Genomic DNA, 16944 nt, shown 5'->3' on the forward strand with positions numbered 1-16944 from the left:
GTGCTGTCTTGTGCCAGACAAGATGGCATGAAAAACCTTAATCATTTGCCATAGATCCGCATGTTAGCCCCGATTGAACACCGTATTGCTGAGGAATTAGGCGCGGGAGCGCATCAGGTTGCCGCTGCTGTCACACTGTTAGACGAAGGCGCGACGGTGCCGTTTATTGCCCGCTATCGCAAGGAGGCTACGGGCGGTCTGGATGATGCGCAGCTGCGCGTATTGGCAGAACGCCTGAGTTATCTGCGTGAACTGGAAAAGCGCCGCGAGGCCATTTTGGCCAGTATCGAGGAGCAGGGGAAGCTGTCTGATGTCTTGCGTGAGGCACTTGAAAACGCCGCCACCAAGCAGCATCTGGAGGACCTGTATCTGCCTTACAAGCCCAAGCGGCGCACCAAGGCACAGATTGCCCGCGAGGCGGGTATTGAGCCGCTGGCGCTGGCGCTGTGTGAGGATCCTCACCAGGATCCGCAGCAATGCGCCCAGGCGTATTTAAATCCCGAGGCCGGTTTTGCTGATGTCAAGGCGGTGCTTGACGGGGCGCGGCAGATTCTCATGGAACGCTTTGCCCAGGATGCCGCCTTGCTGGCGCAGTTGCGTGAGTATTTGCAGGGGCATGGGGTGATGGTGTCTAGCGTGATCGAGGGACAGGAAGAGGCCGGGGCTAAATTTCGCGATTGGTTCAATTTTCGCGAGGCCCTGGAAAAAATCCCCTCACACCGTGCCCTGGCGCTGTTTCGCGGGCGTAACGAGGGCTTTTTGCGGCTGAGTCTGGGTCTGGATGATGATCCGGTCGATGGTAGTGTGCGCACCACGGCGCACCCCTGTGAGCGGCGCATTGCGGCGCATTTCAAGGTGCAGGATCAGGGGCGGGCGGCTGATGCCTGGCTCCTGGAAACGGTGCGCTGGGCCTGGAGTGTCAAGATTGCCTTGCAGCTTGAGCTGGAATTGATGAATGCGGTGCGTGAGCGCGCCGAGGAAGAAGCGATTCGGGTTTTTGCCCGCAATCTGCACGATCTGCTCTTGGCGGCCCCCGCCGGTGCGCGTCCCACCTTGGGGCTTGATCCGGGGATTCGCACCGGAGTGAAGGTGGCGGTCATTGATCCCACGGGGCAGGTGGTGGATACCGCGACCGTGTATCCCTTTGAGCCGCGCCGGGATGTGGAAGGGACGCTGAATACCTTGCTACAACTGATTCAAAAGCATGGGGTTGAGCTGATTGCCATTGGCAACGGCACCGCCAGCCGTGAAACCGATCGCTTAGCCGATGAACTGCTCAAGCGGGCGCGTCTGCCGCGTCTGGTGAAAATCATGGTATCCGAGGCCGGGGCCTCGGTGTATTCGGCCTCAGAAATCGCCTCGGCAGAGCTTCCGCAGCTGGATGTGTCTTTGCGCGGTGCCGTTTCCATTGCCCGCCGTCTGCAAGACCCGCTGGCCGAACTGGTCAAGATTGACCCCAAATCCATCGGCGTGGGGCAGTATCAGCATGATGTCAATCAAAGCCGGCTGATGAAAAGCCTTGATGATGTGGTCGAAGATTGCGTCAATGCCGTGGGGGTGGATGTAAACACCGCCTCCCCGGCGCTATTGGCGCGTATTTCCGGCCTGAATACGAGCTTATCGGCCAATATTGTCGCATATCGCAATGCCAACGGGCCGTATCCTAACCGTGAGGCGCTGAAAAAAGTGCCGCGCCTGGGTCCCAAGGCCTTTGAACAATCGGCAGGCTTTTTGCGCATTCAGACCGGCGATAATCCGCTGGATGCCTCAGCGGTGCATCCCGAGGCCTATCCGGTGGTGGCGCGGATGGCGCAAGACATCGGCAAAACGGTGCGCGAGATGATCGGCAATACAGCCTTACTCAAGCGACTCAAACCCGAAAAATATACTGATGAACGCTTCGGTGTGCCGACGGTGCGTGATATTTTCAGCGAGCTGGAAAAACCCGGCCGCGACCCCCGCCCGGAATTTCGCACCGCCCGCTTTGCCGAAGGCGTTGAGGCACTCAAGGATTTACAGCCGGGGATGATGCTTGAAGGGGTGGTTACCAATGTCACCAACTTTGGCGCCTTTGTAGACATCGGCGTGCATCAGGATGGTCTGGTGCATATCTCGGCGTTGGCAGATCGTTACGTCAAAGACCCCCGCGAGGTGGTCAAGGCCGGGGATATTGTCAAAGTGAAGGTGCAAGAGGTCGATCTGGCCCGCAAGCGTATCGCCTTGTCGATGCGTATGCGCTAAATCACAGGAGGGGCGGCGATGCCGTATGCCATAAGGTTGACCGGGCAGACCTTGCCCGGCGTAGCAACGCCAGAAGCTGCGGCGCGTCTGGCAGCCTTGTTCAAATTGCCCACAGAAAAAGCCGCCGCGCTGTTGGGTGGACAGCCCATCACCATCAAAACCGGCCTGGATGAAGCGACGGCGGAAAAATACCTCGCCGCCCTGGCCAAGGCCGGAGTTGCGGCCACACGTCTGTCGGATGAACATCCGCCGACAACCGACACGCCATCACCTCAAGCCGCTGCACCGGACTGGACCATCGCCCCGGTCGGCGTAATTTTGAGCGAATCCAAGGCGGTTGCTCCCCCGGCGGTGGATCTGTCCGGTCTGAGTCTGGCAGAACCGGGGGCCATTCTGGCCGAGCCTACGGAGATCCCGGAACCCAAGATTGATATCAGCGGCCTGAAGGTGTTACCCGAGCGCTGATCAGTGCCATTGATGGGCCAGCGCGACGGCATCGCTGGCACTGGCCGCACATCCGTGCGCACCAACCACCGATACCAGCGCGGGGATGCGCGAGATAATCTGTCCGCCGACCATGATGGGAATATCCGGCTGTTTGCGGCGGATCAGCGAGATGGTGCGCTTCAGGGTGGTTAACGAGAAGGGCAAGGTCGTGGATAAGGCAATGAAATTCGGTCGGGTTTCTTCCATCATGCTCACCAGACTGTCTGCCGGGGTGTTGGCACCGAGAAAAATCGTTGACCAGCCGTGGATTTCAAGAATATCGGCCACCATGCGCGCCCCGAGTTCGTGGTATTCGTTGGGCGAAGAGGCAACCAGGGCGGTGCCTCGCTGACCGTTTTCAAAGGCCAGTTGCAGATAAAAATTGGCCATAATGCGATTAGCCACGCTGGTCGCCAGATGTTCGCGGGCCACCGACACCTTCCCCATCTCCCATAAAGCGCCCACCCGATACATCACCGGCTGAATCACATCCAGATAAAAATGCTCCAGCTCCTGCGGGTTATGTACCAGGGATTCTGCCATCTGCATAGCCCCGTTGACCTCACCGGCCAAAATCAGCTCAAGAAACTGCTCGCCTGCCGGTGACAGTGACTCGCTGATACAATCCAGCGGTTCACGCGCTTGGCGCATATGTTCTTCATGGCGGGATTTCATCCAGTCATACAACTGCACCAAGGGGGTCGCGGCCTGGGTGGGCAACTGGCTACGCACCGCCGCAATCCAGGCATCAAAGGCCGCCGGGAAATAATCCGCGCTAAAGCCATTGGCAATGTCATTGCGATAGCGCCAGGGCAGGGTCTCTGACAACAGCTCAAAGGTTTCCAGCTCCAGCGCCTCGGACACCACCAGACCGTGATTACGCTGTTCCTCTTGCATCAGCGGAAAGGAATCCCCAATCCACGCCTGAATCTGCGGGTTCGCCTTCATCTGCTGATCCACGGCATTGAGCAGACAGGGCAAGTTATTGCGGTACATGGAAGCAACTTCTTTGGGGATTGGAATCTGTAAAGCATTATCAGACATGGCAGCTTCTCACGGGTCAACATGTGGCGACACCTTCCCGGTGTGGTTTTCTGGGAGCAGCATCTTCCAGATGCCACCACGGGGCTTAGCCAGCGGCTTGATATAACACGGTCTGATCACGTCCGCTGCGCTTGGCTTGATACAGGGCATTATCGGCGCGCTTGAGAATGCTGGCCGGGGTATCCTGGGGCTGTTTTTGGGTGACGCCCAAACTCATGGTGATATGGTGCGCTGTACCGGGTACCTGAATCAAGCGGCTCATGGTACGGATTTTTTCGGCAAAGATAAAAGCCCCCTGCTGATCGGTGGCGGGCAACAGAATCACAAATTCTTCGCCGCCGATGCGGGCGGGCAGGTCCTTTTCACGGCTTCCCTGGCTTAAGGTACGGCCCACCGCCTTGAGCACCTCATCGCCGATGTCGTGGCCATAGGTATCATTGATGGCTTTGAAATGATCAATGTCCAGCATCACCAGGGAAAAGGGATTGGAAGAACGCCGATCTTGCAGGTATTCGTTTAAATGATGCATCAGCGAGCGCCGGTTGGCCAGCTCGGTGAGGGTATCCAGATGCAGCAGTTTGTTAATGGTGACGTTAGCCTGTTCCAGGGCTTTTTGCTTGCGCCGCATCTCGCGCACGGTATTGACTAGCTGATTGTTCAGACCGGAGATTTTAAGCATCAGTTCGGCGGTATTTTCGCCGTCACTGCTAAGCGCCATCCACAACAGGCAATGGCTGGAATCCTCCGCAGACAAGACCTGACAATCCACCGGCATATTCAGGCCATTCGCCCCCAGCGATACACGTCCCTGCATTTGCATCCCCTGTAACAGTTGCATCAGCAACAGTCCTCCGGCACGATCCAGATAATCGGCCAGACGCTCTCCGACCGGGTTGGATTCACTGCCCAGCAAAACGCACAGCCCCGGATTACAGGCCTGGATCACCCCATCCTGATCCAGCAACACCAAGGCAATGGCTGGAGTGCGGAGCAGATGGTTGAGCACAGCGGCAGACTGTTGTGGACTAAGGTTCATTGCAGCAGACGATATCCTACGGCAATGCGTTTACAAGGTTATGATCAGGGTATTGGGCTTCAAGGGTTTGGCGCACCTGCTGTGCCTGGACGGCCTGATCAAGCTGCAGATAGCTTTTAAACATCAGGGCCAGGGCATAGGGATGTGCCTGGGTACGACTGAAATGCTCGCTGATATAGCGAGCCCGTGCCAAGGCCTCGGCATAGCGCTGTTCGGCAAAACGGGCATTTGCCAGTCCCAACTCGGCCCGTGCCAGCGCCTCACGCAGCTCAAGCAAATAAGGCGGCAATTGTTCGCGATAGCGGGACTCGGGAAAGCGCGTGGCCAATTCACGAAATTGGCCGAACAGGCGGCGAATGGTGACAATTTCGACGGCATCTTGCTGGGGGGTAGCCAGCCTGGAATGCTGCCATTGTGTGTAATCGGCTACCGCATACAGATACAGCGCATAATCGGCGTGGGATGCGTCAGGCAGCTTGCGCACCGCCCCCGCCTGAGCCAGGGCAATGTCAAATGCACCGGCTTGCAGGCAGACATAGGCGGTTTGCAGGCGCAGCGCCGGGCTTAGCTGAGGGCTGGTTTCCAAACGCGCCAAAGCCTGCGCGGCCTGCGCGCAATCTTCTTGCGCCAGCGCTTGACTTAGTTGATGGCTCAGCGTGGCTTCATCCGGCACAGTACGCTTTGGCGAAGTGCTGCATGCCGTGAACGCAAAGATGCAGATCAGGCTGATTAACAAGGGGTTTGCGGTCGATCGCACAACGGACATGAGGGTCTTGATCCATAACAGCAGGGTTTATGGGATGGCGTAGCAGGCGCTCAATGATACGGCCCAAGCTGCCCGGAATAGCGCAATTGATACTGCCCATCAGGGCCTTGGGATGCCAGCAGGCGCAGAACAGCATGTAATTCGCGGCTCATTGATTGGTTGGGCTCAAGATCAATCTGCACCTCATAGCGATCATCCGGATACCACACCATCACGCCCTGCACCCCCAGCGCCCCGTTTTGATCACGCACCACCGCGTGCAAGGTGCCATCATCTTCGGTATGTACATCCGCGCGCACATCGCCCAGCGGCTGAGGGCGCGGAAACCCTGCGGCGGCATTCAACCAGCCCAGCACGCCTTCGGCCTCAATCAGACGGGCGGCATAATTCCAGCGAAGCCGAGGCGCATCCAGCAGCATCTGCCCCTCCAGAATCAAGGGGATGGTCGCTACGGCGCGAGCCACCTCGGCGGCGGGCAATTCAGCGCGCACCGTGTAAACATCCACTGAGCGAAATCTAAAGGCAAGGGTACCATTGCCTTGGCCTTGCGGATGGCGGAAACTCACGGCATAACGGGCCTGGGCGCGCCACAGCTGGCTGGGCTGGAATTGCCACTGCACCTGCTGCACCTGCAGTTGGCGTATCCTGAGGTGAGTGGCCTGACCGGACCACAGAGTTCCGGATAATCCCTGCGCCTCGATCGTTTCTGGTATCCAGCCGCGCTCAGCGGCGATTCCGTACACCGTAGTCGCCGGCAAGGTGAACAACAAAAACAACAGATAGCTGGCCAGACCCAGTAGCAGATACAGCAGTATTTGCCGTGAATATTTCATCCCGCACGCTCCAATGCAATGCGGGCGCTAACCAGCCCCGCCTCATTTTGTCGATCAATCACCACGCCGGTAATCCTCACGCCATGTTGCTGTTGCAATAATGCCAGCCAATGCAGCAAGTCATCAAAGGGGACATTTTCCAGCCAGGCCCGCACCGTGTTTTGCCCCTCTGGCTGAATGCGCCGCACCGTCCCCGCCAGCGCCCCGGTGCGGGCGGTGCTGTCGATCAATCCCAGCAAGGACTGACCGCTGGCTGCCGTAGCTGACTGATGCGTGGGGTTGCTGCCGCGCAGGGCCTTGATCTCTTGGGCGGTCTGCTGCATCCAGAGAATATCGGCTTGTTGGCGTTCCAGCCGCTCATGCACATGATGCAGCCGGGATTGCAGTGGCTGCCACATGGTGGCATAGGGCAAAAACAGCGCCAGACTCAACGCCCCAAGCAGCAGAATACGCTGCTCACGTTGACTTAAGTCTTGCCACCACACCTTAAAACGCGCTTGATAGGTCATTATTCTCAATATCCTGATATCAGCCTTTGCGCAAGATAATGCGCGCCTCAGCCCGCCCTTCCAGGGCAGTGGCTGATTGCACCTCCAGGCGCATCGCGGTCTCAGCCTGCTCCAGATGCTGCTTGAGCGTATCCAGTGCCCGCAGATTGGGGAGCAGCAGATCCAGATCAATCTGTCCAGGTCTATAGCGTAGCGCCTGGATGCTCAATCCCTGCGTCGCCAGCAATGCCGGTGTCACCCCCGCCAGCAAGACATCAAAATCGCCACTACCGGCAGCCTGGGTGCTGCGCAAGCCCAATAACGCGCTTTCCATCTGGCGGCGCGGATCACCCACCGGGCCGGGGCCAAACACCTCCTGATATAGTGCCTGCATCTGTTGGTCACGGCGGTTTGATTCACGCTCCAGCTGTTGGATTTCCACCCCAAGACTGACAAATTGCAGCACCAGCCAGGCCACCAGCACCCCAGCCGCTACCCGCCAGGGCGCCAGATAGCGCCGCCAGCTGTCCTGACGACTATAGGGGCCTGTCAATAGATTAAAGGGCAGCGGGGGGGCGGGCTGCGCCAGGCGCTGCGCAAACAGGCCCAACAGCGAGGTCTTGAGTTCCTGCGTGTCTTGCGGGATCTCCGCAGGCAGGGCGATGGTCGCTGAGCCAGCGGCGTGAAACACCATCAATGGATCAGGAAGATCGGCAGATTCATGCTCACGCCAGCGCAATTCCAGAAAAAACGCCGCCTCCTCACGCGCACACGCCATCATCCAGTGACTAGGCGCGAGCAAAAAAGCCTGCTCAGCATCCAGCCACAGCTGCCATGAGGCTTTCGGCATTACCGGATTAACCGCCGCAGGGAACTGTGGTGGCAGCGCGCTGGCCTGCTGCGCCAGGGCACCATCAAAAAGCAAGGCGCTCTCCGGCAACAGGGCATGAGGCTTCAGACCCGCCTCGGCCAGCTGACCTAGCCATTGCGCCATCTGCGCCTTGGCCACCACGGCCACCATCAGCTCCCCGTCAGGCGTTCTCGGCCCCGTCACAAAATGCAGCGCCTCGACTTCCTCGGCCAATTGTTCTTCGAGCAGATAGGGAATAGCCTGTTGCGTGGCGCGCCCCAGGCGTGGCGGCACCTCCACCCCGGTCAACCAGACCGCCTGCCCAGATACCAGCACGATACAGCGCTCCGTGGCGTATGTTGTACCCAGATGCGCCAGACTATCCACACCCTGCGCACGCACAACGCCCTCATGCACCTGTACCCAGGGGATGTGGCTTAGATCACAAACAAGGCGGAGAATCAGCATAAAGGCATGGGATATGCGGCATTGAGCGTTGATGGATGGCTAAGCAGCGTACACGCCGCCGAGCAGACCCGGCGCGCCGTGTAAATGCAGCAAATTGCGCAACATGATAAGGGATAAGGCACCCTATTTGATGTCTTCCTTCCCTGAAGCGGGTGGCCAGTATAGCGGCGCCCTGCAAATCCCCGCAAGGGGATTCCCGCACCGTGGACATGGATTGAGCGGGTAGGCCGACGTTTCATCAAGCAAGGTGCGGATTTTTATGCCGAGCCGGGGCTTGGCGCTCCCGAGTATGTGGCGCAATCTGTCCGGCGTTGCTTTCAGGACAGGCGCGGGTGGTTTTTGTCGGGTTTGTCACAGGCGGAGACAGGTTTATTTTATTGATATACAAGGATTTAGGCAATTGGCCTGAGTTTTGTATGCAGTCTTTGCAGGTCATGCAGCGCAGTGGTCGGCATGACCCGATAACAATAACAAATCAATACCTCACTTAATAACTTAGCGATCTCACAAATACCATGATAGCTGCCAAACAGATCAGTGCGCTTTTGCAAGAACCGGCGTGCGAGCATAACGAAAAATCCAAGTCTGGCTGCGCGCGCCCCAAGCCGGGGGCCAGTGCCGGGGGCTGTGCCTTTGATGGTGCGCAGATTGCCCTGTTGCCGATTGTCGATGTTGCGCATATTGTGCATGGACCGATTGCCTGTGCCGGTAATTCCTGGGATAACCGGGGCACCCGCTCCTCTGGGCCGACGCTGTATCGGCTGGGCATGACCACCGATTTAAGCGAGCAGGATGTGATCATGGGGCGTTCGGAAAAACGCCTGTTTTATGCCATCAAGCAGGCCATTGAGGAGCAGGCCCCGGCAGCGGTGTTTGTGTATAACACCTGCGTTCCGGCGCTCATTGGTGATGATCTGGAGGCTTTGTGCAAATCGGCGGAGCAGCATTTCGGAGTGCCAGTGGTGCCGGTGGATGCCGCCGGTTTTTATGGCAGCAAGAATCTGGGTAACCGAATTGCCGGTGAGGCGATGGTGAAATATGTCATCGGCACCCGCGAGCCCGACCCCATCCCGGAACACGCCCAGCGCCCCGGCATTGTGGTGCATGATCTGGGTCTGATTGGCGAATACAACATCGCCGGTGAGTTTTGGCAGGTCTTGCCGTTGTTTGATGAATTGGGGCTGCGGGTGCTGGGCAGTTTGTCCAGTGATGCGCGCTTTCGTGAGGTGCAGACCATGCACCGCAGCGCGCTGAATATGGTGGTGTGTTCCAAGGCGATGATCAATGTTGCCCGCAAATTGCAAAGCCGCTACGGGACGCCCTGGTTTGAGGGCAGTTTTTACGGCGTTGCGGATACCTCACAGGCCCTGCGTGATATTGCCCAGCGGCTCGATGACGCCGATCTGGTGGCCCGTACCGAGGCGCTGATTGCCCGTGAAGAGGCGCAGATTCATGCCGCATTGGCACCCTGGCGCGAACGCCTGCAGGGCAAGCGGGTATTGCTCTATACCGGCGGGGTGAAATCGTGGTCGGTGATTTCGGCTTTGCAGGATTTGGGCATGGACGTGGTTGCGACCGGAACGCGCAAGTCCACCGAGGAAGATAAGGCGCGCATCCGCGAGCTGATGGGGGAGAATACCAAGATGATTGAAGATGGTAACCCCAAAGCCTTGCTGGGTATTGTGGAGGAGTACCGCGCCGATATTCTGATTGCCGGGGGGCGCAATATGTACACCGCACTGAAGGCGCGTGTGCCCTTTCTGGATTTCAATCAGGAGCGTGAGTTTGGCTATGCCGGTTATGCCGGGATGCTCACCCTGGCGCGGCAACTGGCCCTGACCCTGGAAAGTCCGATCTGGCCACAACTGCGCGCCAAGGCACCTTGGTAGCCCTCCCATTTCATCATTCACGGTATCTGCATCATGGCTCAGCTCAGCAAACGTCATAAGGCTTTATCCGTCAGCCCGCTGAAAACCAGCCCCACTGCCGGGGCAGCGCTGGCGTTTTTAGGGGTGCATCGCAGCATCCCGATGTTACACGGGGCGCAAGGCTGCACCGCCTTTGCCAAGGTGTTTTTCGTGCGTCACTTTCGTGAACCGATCCCACTGCAAACCACCGCGATGGAGCAAATCAGCGCGGTCATGGGGGCCGATGAGAATGTCCTGGAGGGCTTAGCGACCCTATGCGAGAAATCCCGACCGGCGGTGATCGGGCTGTTGACCACGGCTCTGTCAGAAACCGAAGGCACCGATATTCAGCGCCTGGTGCGTGAGTTTCGCGCCGCTTATCCGCAGTATGCGCAAACCCGCGTCATTGCGGTCAATACCCCCGATTATGTGGGCGATTTTGAAAGCGGCTATGCCCTGGCAGTTCGCGCCATGATCGAAACACTGCTTGAGCCGCGCAGTCCCGCCGCGCCCGCCAGGCCGCGTCAGGCCGATCAGGTCAATGTCCTGGTCGGTGCCTCCCTGACCCCCGGTGATGTGGAAGAACTCAAGGCGCTGATTGAAGCCTTTGGTCTGTATCCGGTGGTGTTGCCCGATCTGTCCACCTCGCTGGATGGCCATCTGGAAAGTAGCGGCCACACCCCATTGACCACCGGCGGCACCCCTGTCGATGCCTTTGCACAACTGGATCAATCCATCGCCACACTGGTCATCGGTGCCTCGATGGATCAGGCCGCCGATCAGCTCAAAGCACTCAGCGGCGTGCCGGATTATCGCTTTCCCAGCCTGATGGGGCTGAGCGCAGTGGATACTTTTTTGCAATGTTTGGCGGAAATCAGTCAGCGCCCGGTACCGCCCAGCCTGCGCCGCCAGCGGATGCAGCTGGAAGATGCCATGCTGGATGCGCATTTCATGCTCGGCATGGCGCGCATCGCTATTGCAGCGGATGCCGATTTGCTCCACGCTTTCACCCGGCTATTAGTGGACATGGGCGCGGAGGTGGTGGCTGCCGTGGCCCCGGCACGCGCACCCATTCTGGAGCAGACCGCGTGTGCCCAGATCAAAATCGGTGACTTGCAGGATTTAGAACAGCTGGCACGCACCCATCAGGCCGAGCTGCTGATTGGCAATTCGCACGCAGCAGCCTCGGCCCAACGCTTAGGCATTGGGCTATTGCGCGCCGGCTTTCCGCAATATGACATCCTCGGTGGGCATCAGCGCACCTGGATCGGCTATCGCGGCACCCGCCAGACCCTGTTTGACCTGGCTAACCTGATCCTCGCTCATGACCATCATGCCATTGCCCCGTATCGCTCCATCTACGCGCCCACAGAGGATCGCTGTCAGGTGGATTAACGCGATGCGCCTACAATGTCATCTCAGGCTGATTGATACAGCCGCGTTGGAGAGCGTTTGCATGAGTGATGATCTTAACCCCCATCAAGACATCCGTCGACCGTTGAAAGTGGCCTTTGCCACCAGTGATCTGCAGCATGTGGATCAACATTTCGGTGCCGCAAAGAAATTTGCCATCTATGAAATTACTGAAACCACCGCCCGCCTGATTGAAGCGGCCCAGTTTGCCCCCACCCAGCAAGACGGCAATGAAGAAAAACTGGGCGATAAACTCAGAGCGCTGAAAGGCTGCGATGCCGTCTATTGCCAGGCAGCTGGCGGTTCAGCCGTGCGGCAACTGCTGGAAATGAGAGTACAACCGCTCAAAGTCGAGGCCGGTATCCCGATCAACAGCCTGATTGCGCTACTTCAGCAATCATTGCGCAAATACCCGCCGATCTGGGTCGCCAATGCCTGGGCGCGTCGCCAGGCAGACCCGAAACGCTTCGACACCCTCGCCAAAGGTCAGTGGCAGGATTGATATCCTCGTGGCGGACGCATCTTGCGTTCGCTGTGGCGTTAAGCAATACCCCGTGGCGGCAGGCAGCCGTCGCTTTTATGCGAAACTCGTGGCGGCGGCTTCCAGCCGTCGCGCTTGTGCGACACCTGGAAGATGCCGCCATATAACCCGGTCAGCAGCTGTTACATGGCCGGAGCAATCCGGCTTCATGGCCCTTGGGCCGTTTTTTCCGTCATTAAGCAAGAGCAAGAAACCTATGGCAAACCATCCCGATCCCTTACTCGAAACTGAATTTTTCAAGGAACTGATCAAGCAACTGCGTGCGCAAGACAGCCTCGGGCGACACGACAGCGCCCCGGCACAGGCCCTGCTTGAGCCTTTTATCCTAAGCCCGGAACGCAAACAGGTCATCCCCCTCACTGCCGCGCTGGATTCAGCCACCCAGAGCCGCATAGAGGCTTTTTATAACGCCCTGTGTGCCCTGATTGAGCGCGAATGCGGGCGAATTGCGGTGCCGATGATGAATCTAAGCGCCGAGGGCTTTGGCCGGGTCATCATCACCGTTGGCAAACTGGTCGTGCTGGATAAAACCCTGCGCGATGCCCATCGCTTTGGTTTTGCCAGCCTGTCAGTGATGAAAGACGAGGCCGATAAAATCTTGTCCGTGGCCCTCAATATCATCGGCAAGCATTCTGATGTCGCGGGCATGTAGCCACCTGACAGCATCGGCCCAGCCTGTGTGCAGCGTTGTTTACGCTTTCATACCACCAAGCCCCACACCTTGCGCAAGGGGCGCCAAGCCCAAGAGTCACTTTTCATGAACTACATTACCGGCATCACTCGCGGCGGCACATCCTGGGTGCCCTCCTTCATCACCGCCCTCAACGAGGCCACCTGCATTGGCTGTGGCCGCTGCTTCAAAGTCTGCTCGCGCAAGGTCTTTGATCTGGTCGAACGCGAGGAGGACGAAGACAATGACGACGGCTTCTCCGACGACACCTCCATGGTCATGCGTCTGACCGATGCCATGGACTGCATCGGCTGCCTCGCCTGCGCCCAGGTCTGCCCGAAAAAATGCCACAGCCACGGCCCGCAAGCCCTGCCCGCTTAAGTCATTCACTAAAGCGCTTACAAAACAGCAAGGAATCAGGTACCGCAATAACATGCGTACCTGATTTCGCTTGAAGTACGCACATTGAGCCTCCGCCACGGCTAAAGCCGAAGGCTTTAGCCGTGCTTTCCTAAAACCGCTCATAAATGCTTAGGAAAATCACGAAAATCTATGATGATCTTTGGCTTGTTCACGCCGTCAACGCCAGTGCGGGCGAACCCGTCTTACCTGACTCGTGCGTGCGTTTAACGTCCGGCCTGAGCGCGTCCAGACGATCCAGACCATAACGGTCTAAATTTTTTGCGGCGTTGAGGTCACGATCCATGACGTGTCCACAGTCACACGCCATTGTGCGCTGATCCAGTGACATATCATGGATTTTCCCGCAGGCGTGACAGGTCTTTGAAGACGGATAGAACCGATTCGCAAAGATCACAGTCACGCCACGCCACACCGCTTTGTACTCGATGTGTCGTCGCAATTCGCCAAAGCCAGCATCGGAGATGGCGCGGGCAAGACAATGGTTTTTGATCATCCCGGAGACATTCCCAGCGGCGAGATCATCCTGTTCTGGGATGAGGCCTCCTATCACCGTGCCGGGGCCGTGCGCGAACTCGCTCAGGCGCTGTCCATCACCCTCCAGCCCTTGCCCGGCTATAGCCCCGACTTCATGCCGGTCGAAGCGCTCTGGCGCTGGGTGCGCGAGGAGCTCACCTACCCTCACTGTCACGCCACCGCCGAGGAACGGGTTCAACGGGTCAACCACTTTGTCAACACCATCAATGCCGATCCCTGTGCCATCGCGGATCGACTCTGGACCAAAACCACGCTCAATCCGGAGGAAGAAAAATTACGCATCCCGGCTTAGTTGAAGTTTAAAGCCGCTGCCGTCTGGGGCGCGGGTGCTGCAGTTGGCGGATCGGTTCTACCCATCGGCGGCGTTGTTCGCGTGGTTGCATGCGCACGAATGGGGCTACCGGTTGCGCTTGAAGGGGAATCTGCGGGTGGACACCGGCGTGGCGGAGACCACGACCGGGGATTTGGCCAAGGGGGTGCGAGAAGCGTATTTTCCGGGTGTGCGCCTGTTCGCCTCTGGGGTGGTGACCCACCTGGGAATTGTGCATGACCCGGGGCATCCGGAGCCGTGGATGATTGCCATGGATGCGGATTCGACCCGTGCGCGCGTACTGGACTATGCCACGCGCTGGGGCATCGAGCCGATGTTCTCCGACTTCAAGGGGCGAGGATTTGGCTTGGGGGATTCGCACCTGCGCCCTGCGGATCGTTTGGAACGCCGGGTGTTGATCATGGCCTTGGCGATGTATGGGTGTGTGCGCATTGGGCGCGATCAGGCGTGCCACCCTCCGACCCCGCTCGAAAAAAAACCCAAGCACAGGACGATCCGAACCACTGGCGCTTTCGCAAGCTCGCCCGCAGCCTGGTTTCGTGGTTCTCACGTGGCTTGCGCTACTTGATGCGCTGTCTGCAAAACGACCTGCCGCTGCCGGCTTTTCGTGCCCGTGAGTAAATTGATAGGTGGTAAGATTTGCCCCATGGATCAGATGAGCTTTGCTGACATTGAGTCCCAGAATAAGAAGCGCAAGACGCGACGTGAGCTGTTCCTTGAGCGAATGGACAGACACATTCCCTGGTCTGTGCTGGTCAAGAAGCTCAAGGCGCATGACTCCAAGGGGCGCGTTGGCCGTCCTCCATATCCCTTGGAGATGATGCTCCGGATTCATTGCATGCAGCGGTTCTACAACCTCAGTGATCCGGGGATGGAAGACGCGCTCTACGAAATCGAGAGCCTGCGCCGATTTGCAGGTCTGCGCCTTGGTGACCGGATCCCCGATGAAACACCCATCCTCAACGTTCGCCATTTTCTGGAGGAGGACCCGCGTGGTGAGAAGTTGTTTAAGGAAATCAACGCCTCCCTTGGCGATCATGATCTGATGCTGCGTGAAGGCCGTATGGTGGACGCCAGCATGATTGCTGCACCGAGCTCGACCAAAAACACCGACAACAAGCGCGACCCGGAGATGCATCAGACCAAGAAGGGCAATCAGTGGCACTTCGGCATGAAGGTGCATATCGGTGTTGACGATGAAATGGGGCTGATTCACCGCTTGGAAACCACCGCCGCCAATACGCATGACCGTGAAGTCAGCCATAATCTACTTCACGGACACGAGCGTCGTGTCTTTGGTAAGGCAGGCTAGCGCGGTATTGAAAAACGCGCAAAACACAGCGAGCGCTCAGTGGATTGGTATATCGCTGAGCGAGCGGGTAAGCGCAAGGAATTTGACCCAGACAGCGCTCACGCAAAGCTTGAAAAGCTCAAGGCTCAGATTCGCGCCAAGGTAGAGCATCCGTTTCGATACATCAAGCGCGTATTTGGCGACTCCAAGGTTCGCTACCGAGGCCAAGCGAAGAATCGCAACCGTTTTTACGGGCTGGCTGGCTTGACGAAACTGATGATCGCGCAGAAGTTGTTACCCGCATAGGGTTACTACGCCCGAAATCCGTCGATTAGGCGGTTTTCGGGCCAGAAAGCCGCGCACAATGGCCGAAATATGACCATAAATCGCAGTCAAATGATGTTGAGAAGCATTTGCGAAAATGGCGTGGTTTCAAACCAGCGTTATTCAGACCTTCCTTAGTCGAGGTTTAGCCCACACCATAGAGCGCTGCTCACCAGCGCGGCAGTATTATTTGCCGAGCTGAGGCTCGGCGCTCCCAAGTTTATTCAAGCGTTGCCATGCGCGGGTTTCTAAGGTAAGTTTCACGCAATTTGCTCAGTTTTTCGGTTCATCTGCCGGTCTTTGGTGCTTTACGCTGGGCGGTGTTGGGCCGTCTTTGCCGCGTTTTTTGCGTTCTTTAACCTGCTACCTAGATATTCATACACAACTCATGCGTCATTTTCTATCTTTGCTGGATTGCTCCTCTGATGAGCTGCGTTACTTGATTGAGCGCGCCACATTTTTAAAAAACGGGCAGCGCGAGGGACGCCTGCACCACCCGCTCAAGGGCAAGACCCTGGGGATGATTTTTGAGAAATCCTCAACCCGCACACGGGTTTCTTTTGAGGTGGGGATGTTGCAGCTGGGTGGTCATGCCCTGTTTTTATCGCCTCGGGATACGCAACTAGGACGCGGTGAGCCGGTGGAGGATACCGCCCGAGTGCTGTCGCGCATGGTCGATGGGGTGATGATCCGCACCTTTGAGCATGATAAGGTCGAGCGTTTTGCGGCCTATTCACAGGTGCCGGTGATCAATGGTCTGACCGATCAGGAGCATCCCTGCCAGATTTTGGCGGATATGCAGACCTGGTTTGAACAGCGCGGGGATATTCGCGGACGGCGGGTGGCCTGGATTGGTGACGGAAATAATATGTGCAATAGCTATATTCAGGCAGCGGCCTTGCTGGATTTTGAGTTGCAGATTGCCTGCCCGCAGGGCTATGAGCCAGCCGCCGAGTTGCTTGATAAGTATCGTGCCCACGCACATATTGAGCGCGATCCGCTGCGCTGTGCCACCGGGGCGGATTTGATCGTGACGGATGTCTGGGCCAGCATGGGCCAGGAGGAAGAGCAGGCGATACGTCGCCGGGCCTTTGCAGATTACATCGTCGATCAGCGTCTGATGGCGGTAGCCGCCGCAGATGCCCTGTTTATGCACTGCCTGCCGGCACACCGTGAAGAAGAGGTCAGCACCGCGGTGCTGGAAGGGCCACAAAGCGTGGTCTGGGAAGAGGCGGAGAATCGCCTGCACGCGCAAAAAGCCTTGCTGGAATTTTTGCTCAATCCGGCGCGCTAAGCCG

Annotated in this window: 17 protein-coding genes and 1 pseudogene; 11 read left to right on the forward strand and 7 right to left on the reverse strand. The window is 57.9% G+C overall.

The features are described 5' to 3' along the window. The first annotated feature begins 60 nt into the window (after positions 1-60). A complete protein-coding gene (locus THISIDRAFT_RS09840) occupies positions 61-2241 on the forward strand; it encodes a Tex family protein (protein WP_006787857.1) in 2181 nt (726 codons plus the stop codon). 18 nt (positions 2242-2259) lie between these two features. Continuing rightward, positions 2260-2706: a hypothetical protein gene (locus THISIDRAFT_RS09845; protein WP_006787858.1), complete on the forward strand. Its 447-nt coding sequence runs from the start codon at positions 2260-2262 to the stop codon at positions 2704-2706. Here the strand turns inward: THISIDRAFT_RS09845 and THISIDRAFT_RS09850 are convergent, their stop codons facing one another. The 6 genes from THISIDRAFT_RS09850 to gspL all read right to left on the reverse strand — a co-directional run bounded on the left by THISIDRAFT_RS09850 (position 2707) and on the right by gspL (position 8212). After that, the gene (locus THISIDRAFT_RS09850) at positions 2707-3771 is read right to left on the reverse strand and encodes a cobalamin B12-binding domain-containing protein (RefSeq protein WP_006787859.1); all 1065 of its coding nucleotides are present in this window, start codon (positions 3769-3771) and stop codon (positions 2707-2709) included. Between the two features lie 85 nt (positions 3772-3856). Further along, a complete protein-coding gene (locus THISIDRAFT_RS09855) occupies positions 3857-4807 on the reverse strand; it encodes a GGDEF domain-containing protein (protein ID WP_006787860.1) in 951 nt (316 codons plus the stop codon). A gap of 16 nt (positions 4808-4823) precedes the next feature. Continuing rightward, positions 4824-5573, reverse strand: coding sequence for an outer membrane protein assembly factor BamD (locus THISIDRAFT_RS09860; RefSeq protein ID WP_006787861.1), 750 nt, complete (start codon positions 5571-5573; stop codon positions 4824-4826). Positions 5574-5623: 50 nt separating this feature from the next. After that, a complete protein-coding gene (locus tag THISIDRAFT_RS09865; RefSeq protein ID WP_006787862.1) occupies positions 5624-6406 on the reverse strand; it encodes a type II secretion system protein N in 783 nt (260 codons plus the stop codon). Beyond that, positions 6403-6915 (reverse strand): type II secretion system protein GspM, encoded by a 513-nt coding sequence (gspM, locus tag THISIDRAFT_RS09870; protein WP_006787863.1) that lies wholly within the window; start codon positions 6913-6915, stop codon positions 6403-6405. Before gspM ends, THISIDRAFT_RS09865 begins: the two co-directional genes overlap by 4 nt. Positions 6916-6934: 19 nt before the next feature. Beyond that, entirely contained in the window at positions 6935-8212 is a 1278-nt protein-coding gene (gspL, locus tag THISIDRAFT_RS09875; RefSeq protein WP_006787864.1) for a type II secretion system protein GspL, read from the reverse strand. A gap of 515 nt (positions 8213-8727) precedes the next feature. On the opposite strand from gspL, the gene nifE reads away from it, so the two are divergent. From nifE to fdxB, 5 genes are all read left to right on the forward strand, one after another. Then, entirely contained in the window at positions 8728-10101 is a 1374-nt protein-coding gene (gene nifE / locus THISIDRAFT_RS09880; RefSeq protein WP_006787865.1) for a nitrogenase iron-molybdenum cofactor biosynthesis protein NifE, read from the forward strand. A 33-nt stretch (positions 10102-10134) separates the two neighbouring features. After that, positions 10135-11514, forward strand: coding sequence for a nitrogenase iron-molybdenum cofactor biosynthesis protein NifN (gene nifN / locus THISIDRAFT_RS09885; RefSeq protein ID WP_006787866.1), 1380 nt, complete (start codon positions 10135-10137; stop codon positions 11512-11514). Between the two features lie 61 nt (positions 11515-11575). Next, positions 11576-12034 (forward strand): nitrogen fixation protein NifX, encoded by a 459-nt coding sequence (nifX, locus tag THISIDRAFT_RS09890; RefSeq protein WP_006787867.1) that lies wholly within the window; start codon positions 11576-11578, stop codon positions 12032-12034. Between the two features lie 235 nt (positions 12035-12269). Continuing rightward, positions 12270-12725 (forward strand): NifX-associated nitrogen fixation protein, encoded by a 456-nt coding sequence (locus THISIDRAFT_RS09895; protein ID WP_006787868.1) that lies wholly within the window; start codon positions 12270-12272, stop codon positions 12723-12725. A 105-nt stretch (positions 12726-12830) separates the two neighbouring features. Continuing rightward, complete coding sequence (gene fdxB, locus THISIDRAFT_RS09900) at positions 12831-13124, forward strand: ferredoxin III, nif-specific (RefSeq protein ID WP_040852631.1); 294 nt, start codon at positions 12831-12833, stop codon at positions 13122-13124. Positions 13125-13314: 190 nt separating this feature from the next. On the opposite strand, the gene THISIDRAFT_RS09905 is transcribed toward fdxB, so the two are convergent. Beyond that, positions 13315-13659: an RNA-guided endonuclease InsQ/TnpB family protein gene (locus THISIDRAFT_RS09905; RefSeq protein ID WP_246585316.1), complete on the reverse strand. Its 345-nt coding sequence runs from the start codon at positions 13657-13659 to the stop codon at positions 13315-13317. On the opposite strand from THISIDRAFT_RS09905, the gene THISIDRAFT_RS09910 reads away from it, so the two are divergent. The 4 genes and pseudogenes from THISIDRAFT_RS09910 to argF all read left to right on the forward strand — a co-directional run bounded on the left by THISIDRAFT_RS09910 (position 13645) and on the right by argF (position 16940). After that, on the forward strand, positions 13645-13992 hold the full coding sequence (locus THISIDRAFT_RS09910; RefSeq protein ID WP_006788727.1) for a transposase: 348 nt from the start codon (positions 13645-13647) through the stop codon (positions 13990-13992). The two genes, THISIDRAFT_RS09905 and THISIDRAFT_RS09910, sit on opposite strands and share 15 nt — an antisense overlap. Positions 13993-14026: 34 nt before the next feature. After that, complete coding sequence (locus tag THISIDRAFT_RS09915; protein WP_246585370.1) at positions 14027-14599, forward strand: transposase; 573 nt, start codon at positions 14027-14029, stop codon at positions 14597-14599. Positions 14600-14677: 78 nt separating this feature from the next. Then, positions 14678-15628: pseudogene (locus tag THISIDRAFT_RS09920) on the forward strand (IS5 family transposase). A 406-nt stretch (positions 15629-16034) separates the two neighbouring features. Further along, entirely contained in the window at positions 16035-16940 is a 906-nt protein-coding gene (gene argF / locus THISIDRAFT_RS09925; RefSeq protein WP_006788244.1) for an ornithine carbamoyltransferase, read from the forward strand. Positions 16941-16944 lie beyond the last annotated feature (4 nt).

The organism is Thiorhodospira sibirica ATCC 700588, assembly GCF_000227725.2.
In the GTDB taxonomy this organism is placed as follows: Bacteria; Pseudomonadota; Gammaproteobacteria; order Ectothiorhodospirales; family Ectothiorhodospiraceae; genus Thiorhodospira; species Thiorhodospira sibirica.

Coding starts and splice junctions, on each gene's coding strand:
- THISIDRAFT_RS09865 (WP_006787862.1), bottom strand. CDS start 6,406: ATGAAATATTCACGGCAAATACTGCTGTATCTGCTACTGGGTCTGGCC.
- THISIDRAFT_RS09860 (WP_006787861.1), bottom strand. CDS start 5,573: ATGTCCGTTGTGCGATCGACCGCAAACCCCTTGTTAATCAGCCTGATC.
- fdxB (WP_040852631.1), top strand. CDS start 12,831: ATGAACTACATTACCGGCATCACTCGCGGCGGCACATCCTGGGTGCCC.
- argF (WP_006788244.1), top strand. CDS start 16,035: ATGCGTCATTTTCTATCTTTGCTGGATTGCTCCTCTGATGAGCTGCGT.
- THISIDRAFT_RS09855 (WP_006787860.1), bottom strand. CDS start 4,807: ATGAACCTTAGTCCACAACAGTCTGCCGCTGTGCTCAACCATCTGCTC.
- THISIDRAFT_RS09840 (WP_006787857.1), top strand. CDS start 61: ATGTTAGCCCCGATTGAACACCGTATTGCTGAGGAATTAGGCGCGGGA.
- gspM (WP_006787863.1), bottom strand. CDS start 6,915: ATGACCTATCAAGCGCGTTTTAAGGTGTGGTGGCAAGACTTAAGTCAA.
- nifE (WP_006787865.1), top strand. CDS start 8,728: ATGATAGCTGCCAAACAGATCAGTGCGCTTTTGCAAGAACCGGCGTGC.
- THISIDRAFT_RS09905 (WP_246585316.1), bottom strand. CDS start 13,659: ATGATCAAAAACCATTGTCTTGCCCGCGCCATCTCCGATGCTGGCTTT.
- THISIDRAFT_RS09895 (WP_006787868.1), top strand. CDS start 12,270: ATGGCAAACCATCCCGATCCCTTACTCGAAACTGAATTTTTCAAGGAA.
- THISIDRAFT_RS09845 (WP_006787858.1), top strand. CDS start 2,260: ATGCCGTATGCCATAAGGTTGACCGGGCAGACCTTGCCCGGCGTAGCA.
- THISIDRAFT_RS09910 (WP_006788727.1), top strand. CDS start 13,645: ATGGTTTTTGATCATCCCGGAGACATTCCCAGCGGCGAGATCATCCTG.
- gspL (WP_006787864.1), bottom strand. CDS start 8,212: ATGCTGATTCTCCGCCTTGTTTGTGATCTAAGCCACATCCCCTGGGTA.
- THISIDRAFT_RS09850 (WP_006787859.1), bottom strand. CDS start 3,771: ATGTCTGATAATGCTTTACAGATTCCAATCCCCAAAGAAGTTGCTTCC.
- nifN (WP_006787866.1), top strand. CDS start 10,135: ATGGCTCAGCTCAGCAAACGTCATAAGGCTTTATCCGTCAGCCCGCTG.
- nifX (WP_006787867.1), top strand. CDS start 11,576: ATGAGTGATGATCTTAACCCCCATCAAGACATCCGTCGACCGTTGAAA.